Below are 7,079 nucleotides of genomic sequence, written 5' to 3'. Positions count from 1 at the left end.
TTGAATTCCATTGCCGCCCAGCTCTCCGTTGCTCGTGCCATTCGCGTGCCGCGCAAAAAGCAAGAGTAAACGGCAAGTCGCGACAGTTTACAAGCCGCTCACGCGGACTTGTGTGTAATGGAATGGGTCTAAGTCTACGCATGGCTTCATCCGACATCCACCGTCTGCCATGTGACATGCAAGTATGAGGATCGTCAGCAATTGGCCATCCGTGTAGGAATAACTTCAGAGCGCCACGCCTCTGATGCGACTGTCGCGCGATGCTTCATGCAAGGCTAAGCCTTATCAATATCGCCCTCTAGCGGCAGCTCACACCCGCGCTCGGCAGCCGGCCGAACCAACTTTGACTGTACCATCCGCCCCCTCCAATCCACAACTACCGGACCTGACAGCTGTTCCGTCGATCAGCTCACTCGTAAAGTATTTACATCAGGTGGATGTGATCTTCGAGTGAGCGCTGCGCATGGTCGACCGATTCGCATGCTTTCAAATACGCCGCGTATTTCGCGCTGTGCCGGATCCGTTTGGCCCACGCATCGCTACGGCACCGGCCCGTACTGTCGATCGACAGCGCCACATCCCCATCAACTATCGCTTCGCTAAAAGCGGTTGTCGTCAACGTGCTGCCCTGGTGACGATCTCCATCGCTTCGATTCAGCGCACCACCACACCTGCGTACAAGCTCGCTGCTTTTTCGCTTCTGCAAGCGCAAGGGCTTTCTTATTGGCCGGGACGACGAATTCCCACCTCCGCCGCTTCGCTCGAGGAAAGGCCGCGCGAATTACTGCTGCCATCTGGATCGTCATTCTCAACATAGAACTCTACGTCCCCGTACAAACCTATGAGCCATAGCGACCTGGCATTTGCCGACAAGCCTCGGATCATTAACGCGGAACAGCCCGTCAATTTACGACGCGATATACCGTTCGTCATCACGCTCAACCGAACGGTGTCACTCGAGGACATCTGGGACGTCGCTGTGCATCGCCGGCTCGTGCAGATCGCGCCAGAGGTGGTGGAACTTCTGGAGCGCGGTCGCGCCGCGCTCCAGCAGAAGCTTGAAGGGCATGCCGTCATCTATGGCGTCAACACCGGATTCGGCGGGAACAGCGATCTTGTCATCTCCTCCGATAAGCTTGCATCGCACCAAGCTAATCTTTTGACCTTTCTTGCAGCCGGAACCGGCGAACGTTTTCCGGAAGATTACGTACGCGCCGCTCAGTTGCTGACGCTACTCGCGCTCGCGCGAGGGTGGTCGGCCGTTCGGTCCGAAGTGGCGATGACGCTTCTGGGACACCTGAATCACGGGATCGTCCCTGACGTTCCGCGGCATGGTTCCGTCGGTGCCAGCGGGGATTTGATCCCCTCGAGCTACATCGCGGCAGCGCTGTGCGGACGCGGCGCCGTTCGGTACGCAGGGACCGAAATGGCTGCCGCGGAGGCACTTGGGCACGCCGGCTTACCGGCGCTCGAGTTGCGAGCCAAAGAGGGCCTCGCGCTCGTCAACGGCACGCGCGTGATGACGGCAATCTCGGCGCTGACAGTGCAGCGCTTTCGCAATACGCTTCGCTCGGCGCTCGGCGCCTTGGCGTTAGCCGTCGAAGCGATCCAAGCATCGCACGAGCATTTCGACGCGCGCATTCACGCGGTCAAAGGACACGCAGGGCAAATAACTGTCGCTTCAGTCTTGCGAAGCATGCTGGCCGGTTCGACCCTCAGTGGCCATCGAGCACGGCGCTCGGATCCGCATGTCGGTACATCGCTCGATACGGGAGCGAGTCCTGAAGCGCGGAAGGAAACGGCTATTCAAGTAGAAGAGGGGGCCCAGGAAGTTTATTCGATCAGGTGTGCTCCTCAGGTGCTAGGCGTAGTCGTGGAATCGCTCGATCAGGTGCGCGCCGTGCTCGAGCGCGAAGCCGTGTCGGCGAACGACAATCCTTTGATCGATCCGGAGACTGGCGACGTTTTGCACGGGGGGAATTTCATGGGGCAGCACGTATCGCGCGCAATGGACGGCTTGAAAATCGATATCGCAACGGTTGGCAATCATCTGCACGCAATCATGGCGCTTTTGATGGACAGCCGGTTCTCGCGTGGGCTGCCTAACTCATTGAGCCCGAGACTCGGGATATATCAAGGCTTCAAAGGGATGCAAATCTCGCAAACCGCTCTGGTGGCGCACCTGCGCCGCGAAAGCGCCCCGGCAAGCGTCCATACGCTCGCGACCGAACAGTTCAACCAGGACATCGTCAGCCTTGGATTGCACGCGGCGTTGGGCGCCGCTGAGATGGAAACCCAACTGCGCGATGTGGCGGCCATGACGCTCCTCGCAGCGTGCCAGGCCGTCGATTTGCGCGGCAACGTACAGGCACTCGCCAGTCGCACGGCCGAACTTTTTGACGCGGTTCGAGCGCTGAGCCCGATGTTGGAGGCGGACAGGCAGATGGATCAGGAGATCGCGGCGGTGTCGCGTGCGATTGCGGAAGATCGATTGCCTCTCCCGCAATGGAACTGACTGAGCGCATGCCGCTGACGATGGGCAGCGGGCTCGCTCGCCCGAACATTGTCCGCGAAGACCGCGACGATGGAAGCTTCGTGCTTCGCTCGGCGGACCCTTTGCTGCCGTACGAGCGCTGCGTCGGCGAATGGCTCGTGTATTGGGCTGCCAGGACACCGGACGCGATCTTCATCGCACAGCGAGACGAAGGTCCTGACGACAAACGCCGGTGGCAATCCATTACCTATGCGGCTGCGCTGGAGCAGGCGCGGCGCATCGGTCAGGCACTGATCGATCTCGCCATGCCGACGGACGCTCCGGTTGTAGCGTTGTCTGGCAACAGTACCAACCTCGCGCTGCTGTCGCTGGGCGCGATGCACGTGGGACGCGTTGTCGCAACCGTGTCGTCGGCGTACTCGCTCAAAGCCAAAGAGCACAGCAAACTGCATGCGATGCTCGATCAGATCGGCGCCGGATTGATCTATGCGGAGGACGCATGCGCATACGGGCCAACCATTGACAGCTACAACCCAAGATGCCCCGTGGTCTATGGGGCGCACGCCCGTGCCGGAGCGCTCAGCATTTCCAGCCTCCGGCAATCCAAGGCGACGGCAGCCGTCGACCGCGCATTTGCTTCCGTACGCCCTGAAACAGCAGCGAGGTTGCTGCTGACCTCGGGCTCGACCGGCATGGCGAAGTGCGTCGTGAACACGCATGGAATGCTGTGCGCGAATCAACAGATGATCGCCCAGTGCTGGCCCTTCGTCGATCGCGCGCAGCCGGTGGTATTGGATTGGCTGCCATGGAGCCATACGTTCGGCGCCAATCATAATTTTAATTTGGTCTTGCGCAACGGCGGCACGTTCTACATCGACGAAGGATGTTCCACACCGTTGCAGATCGAACGGACCGTCGAAAATTTGCGCGACGTCATGCCCACGTTGTTCTTTAACGTACCGCGCGGCTATGAGCTCTTGCTGCCGGCTCTCGAAGCGGACAGCGAGGCCGCCGAGGCGCTGTTCAGGCGTCTTGACATGATGATGTTCGCGGGCGCCGCACTGCCGCTGACCACGGCGCAACGTCTGCGCCGGCTCGCCAGGCGGCATGGTGGCAGCGCCGTTTTCTTCACGACGGAATGGGGCACCACCGAGACGAGCCCTGTTATCACCAATGCACATTTTCCGACAGACGACAGCCATAACATCGGCGTCCCGGTGCCCGGCTTGGATGTTAAATTCGCGCCGTTGCAGGACAAGTTCGAAATGCGCGTGCGAGGTCCGTCGGTGTTTCGCGAATATCGAGGCAACCCTGAGAAAACGGCGGCCGCCTTCGATGAGGAAGGGTTTTACCGCACGGGCGATGCCGGATTGTTGGCCGATGCTTCGGACCCAAATCGCGGCATCGTTTTCGATGGACGCGTGGCCGAGGATTTCAAGCTGACGACGGGCACCTGGGTATCGGTCGGGACGCTGCGGCTGCGCGCCATCTCGGCATTGACGCCATATGTTCACGATGTCGTCATCACCGGTCACGACCGAGATGAGGTCGGCCTTCTGCTATTTCCGAGTCCCGCGCTATACGCGCTTGCCGCTTGCGATGCGAGCCAACTTTCCGGCGTCGAACTGGGTGCGTGCGAGTCGATTCGACTTGTCGTAAGAAAAGCGTTGCAGGCACTCAATGCGGATGGCGGGTCCTCGCAGTGCCCGGTGCGTGCGCTGATTTTGCCTTCGCAGCCGTCGCATGAGTTGGGAGAGATCACGGACAAGGGCTATGTCAATCAACGTGCTGTGTTGATGCTACGCGCGGCCGAGGCCGAGCAGCTATATAGCGAACACAGCGCAGTCATCCATGTACGCGGGTAGTGGCCGACGGTAGTTTGTATGGATGCATAACAGGCGGATTGGAGCATTGAAATGCAGTTGTACGGCGATAGCGATTTGCATAACCAGGTCGCAATGGTGACCGGCGCGGGCGGCGGCTTGGGGCGAGAAATTGCAGTGGCGTTGGCCCGCGCGGGGGCCAGGGTTGCCCTCAACGGACGCTCGCCGGCACGGCTGGAGGAAACCGCTGATCTTGTCCGAGCTGTGGGCGGGCAAGCGATCGTTTTTGGTTGCGACGTGACAGACGAAAAAAGCGTGAGAGAGTGCGTCGAGTACATCGAGCGGTGTTTGGGACCAGTCGATCTGCTGGTCAACAATGCTGCCACTGGCGGTCCCATCGATAGTGTCTGGCGGGTCGACACACAAGCGTGGTGGCGAGCGCTCGAGGTCAACCTGCGGGGCCCGTTTCTTTGTGCGCATGCGGTGCTTGCTGCGATGGTCGCCAGGCGCGCGGGCGCGATCGTCAACGTTGTCAGTCACGCCGGTGTCTATCGATGGCCGCTTTGCTCGGCATACGCGTCGTCCAAGTGCGCGCTGATCAACTTGTCTGAAAACATGGCCCTCGAAGCAGGGCGATACGGCGTTTCGGTGTTTGCACTTCATCCTGGCCTACTCACGATCGGAATGACCGGATCGTTGCTGGACTCGGAAACGGGCCTCGGTTCCGCTGCCTCGCGGGTAGCTGAATGGATTCGACAGGAGATCCGCCAGGGGCGCGCAGTACCCGCGCAGCGCTGCACTACGATGCTGGTGGCACTAGCATCGGGGCGATATGACGCGCTTAGTGGCTGCTACTTGACCGTCGACGACGATCTTGACGCGTTGCTCGCCCGGGCGAGCGGACCGGACGGTTCTAATTTGCATCGCCTGCGCATCAGGCAATAGGGGGCAACGTGCACGGCGCCGGTGCACGGGGTCGTGGCTGCTTCGCAAAGCGCGTTCCACTTTCGCAGGCCTGAGCGGCTGACGGACGTCCCGGAATTTAAATACCGACGATACAAATTTCGAGGGAAGTGCAATATGGATCGCGGTCGCATTGGTCATGGCGCGCCCTTGCCGCGGGCGGAGGCGGCGCCCACGCCTACGATTCATATCTTGCCGCCAGGATCGTTTTACGTAGGCGCGCCGCCCGCGCAGCTTGCCCCGTTGTCGGGGAAAAAGCGGTCTGCAAGTATGTCGAACCCTTCGCGGAGGCCACTGCCAGCTGTTCAGTCATATTCCAACCAGGCAAGTGTCGGCAACCCGCAGTTTCATCAACCGTTGCCCGCAGCATACCAACCTGCGCCGCAAGTTCACCACTATAGCGCACCGGTTCGGCCGGGATCGGGCCGACGCCGCGCGGTCTCGATGTCGCGAGCAGATCGCTCGCGCCTGGAAGTGCCGCGCGCACGTGAGGTGCTGCCTGGTAGTCGCCCGGATATTCCGGCTGTTCGGAGTAACGGGAACGGAAGCATTGTTTTGGGGCCCTCGGCGTCTCTCAGCGATGCTATGCCGTTTCTGATCAACGGGGGAGGCCCTGGCAGAACGCTCGTTGCGTCATTCGGTAACGACGCAACGATAACCATGGACTGGGTACTCATGCGTCCGTGGGGTCTGGGAATGACAATGACGACCAAGAATGCGCGCGCCGCGCTCAAGCACCTCATCCGGCAAATCCCTGCAGGAGACCCGATTCTGCGGCCATTCCTCGAGTGGGATAGCAACCACGGCCGCAATCGGTCGGTCACTGCCGTCACCGGCGCTCACGCGGCCATCGAGCTCAGCATCGAAGACGTCGAGAACATGGAGGACTTTGGCCCCGCCGGCGTGAAGCGTGCGCTGCGCGGAATATCGGAACGCATGCATCGTGTAGCTATGGCGGCAGTACCCGCGACGCGCGGTCAGCGCGACGCGCCACGCGCGCCGGTCGATTTTGTCGTTGACTGGATGGTCGCCCTGCGTCAGACGAAGAATGAGGTGCCGAAGCGATCGAATCGCCTGCGAAGGCTCGAGCGGCTCGAAGATAGTGTGCGCCGCACTTGGCTCGATCATCATCGATCCCGGTCGCGCGAGTTCCTATTTCGCAAAAGTCGCACAAACGTGCCGAGAAAACGGATTAGAACGATTGTCGCCTCTTGCGAACCACTTGAGCTTCGAATTGAGGGAACTCGCCCATAAAGGCCGTCTCCCTCTCGCATTGCTCTATGAGAGCGATATGATGCGCCACTGGGAGACGGAATTCGTCAACGAATTGGTTCGCAACCCACCCAAAGAGGCAGTCGTCGCGGCCGACGGAGTGCTTCGTCAACTGTACAAGCTTATGAGGAATCTAGGGCAGAACGATCTAGACAGCTTCAATAATACAGTGAGCCAGCTGTGTAACCTGATGAGGCGTGATAGGCGCTTTTGGATGACCAGGGTACCGGGGATCGAGGATTTGCTCAATGCCAACCGCAGCCAGCGCGGCACCGCACTGTTCACATACCATTTCAAAATGGCCAGGCTCCGGCGAGGCATGCGTAAGTGTGTACTACACGACAGTCAAACTTTCGCGCGCCTTGCGCCAGCATGCAAAGTCCTATGTGCGATGGGACAATGAGCTTCCCCTGAAATTTCGCCTTCCAGCAGGTCGCGTATAAACTCGACCCAAAGGAAGGAAAGAAGAGATGTTCAAGGTACCGCACCAGGTGTACACGGCAGAGTTCAAAGAAGCGGCCGTGCAA

At 60.1% G+C, this 7,079-nt stretch carries 5 protein-coding genes; all 5 read left to right on the top strand.

Going from position 1 to position 7,079, the window contains the following annotated elements:
- Positions 1-463 precede the first annotated feature (463 nt).
- The 5 genes from GWC77_RS26450 (at position 464) to GWC77_RS26430 (ending at position 6,534) form a co-directional block, all read left to right on the top strand.
- A complete protein-coding gene (locus GWC77_RS26450) occupies positions 464-817 on the top strand; it encodes a hypothetical protein (RefSeq protein WP_173262042.1) in 354 nt (117 codons plus the stop codon).
- Between the two features lie 24 nt (positions 818-841).
- A complete protein-coding gene (gene hutH, locus GWC77_RS26445) occupies positions 842-2,515 on the top strand; it encodes a histidine ammonia-lyase (RefSeq protein ID WP_173262039.1) in 1,674 nt (557 codons plus the stop codon).
- A complete protein-coding gene (locus GWC77_RS26440) occupies positions 2,506-4,359 on the top strand; it encodes a feruloyl-CoA synthase (protein ID WP_254367188.1) in 1,854 nt (617 codons plus the stop codon). The genes hutH and GWC77_RS26440 overlap by 10 nt, the downstream gene beginning before the upstream one ends.
- Before the next feature lie 51 nt (positions 4,360-4,410).
- Positions 4,411-5,262, top strand: coding sequence for an SDR family oxidoreductase (locus GWC77_RS26435; RefSeq protein ID WP_173262036.1), 852 nt, complete (start codon positions 4,411-4,413; stop codon positions 5,260-5,262).
- 720 nt (positions 5,263-5,982) lie between these two features.
- Positions 5,983-6,534 carry a hypothetical protein gene (locus GWC77_RS26430; RefSeq protein WP_173262033.1) on the top strand — a complete coding sequence of 184 codons (552 nt, stop codon included), beginning with the start codon at positions 5,983-5,985 and terminating at the stop codon, positions 6,532-6,534.
- The last annotated feature ends 545 nt before the right edge of the window (positions 6,535-7,079 follow it).

This window comes from Paraburkholderia sp. NMBU_R16 (assembly GCF_013282575.1).
Taxonomy (GTDB): Bacteria; Pseudomonadota; Gammaproteobacteria; order Burkholderiales; family Burkholderiaceae; genus Trinickia.
The sequence above is the reverse complement of the archived record's forward strand: the minus strand, read 5'-3'. Positions and strand labels throughout refer to the sequence as shown.

Excerpts from the sequence above, each read along its gene's own strand:
- GWC77_RS26450 (WP_173262042.1), top strand. The coding sequence starts at position 464 with ATGGTCGACCGATTCGCATGCTTTCAAATACGCCGCGTATTTCGCGCT.
- GWC77_RS26440 (WP_254367188.1), top strand. The coding sequence starts at position 2,506 with ATGGAACTGACTGAGCGCATGCCGCTGACGATGGGCAGCGGGCTCGCT.
- GWC77_RS26430 (WP_173262033.1), top strand. The coding sequence starts at position 5,983 with ATGACGACCAAGAATGCGCGCGCCGCGCTCAAGCACCTCATCCGGCAA.
- hutH (WP_173262039.1), top strand. The coding sequence starts at position 842 with ATGAGCCATAGCGACCTGGCATTTGCCGACAAGCCTCGGATCATTAAC.
- GWC77_RS26435 (WP_173262036.1), top strand. The coding sequence starts at position 4,411 with ATGCAGTTGTACGGCGATAGCGATTTGCATAACCAGGTCGCAATGGTG.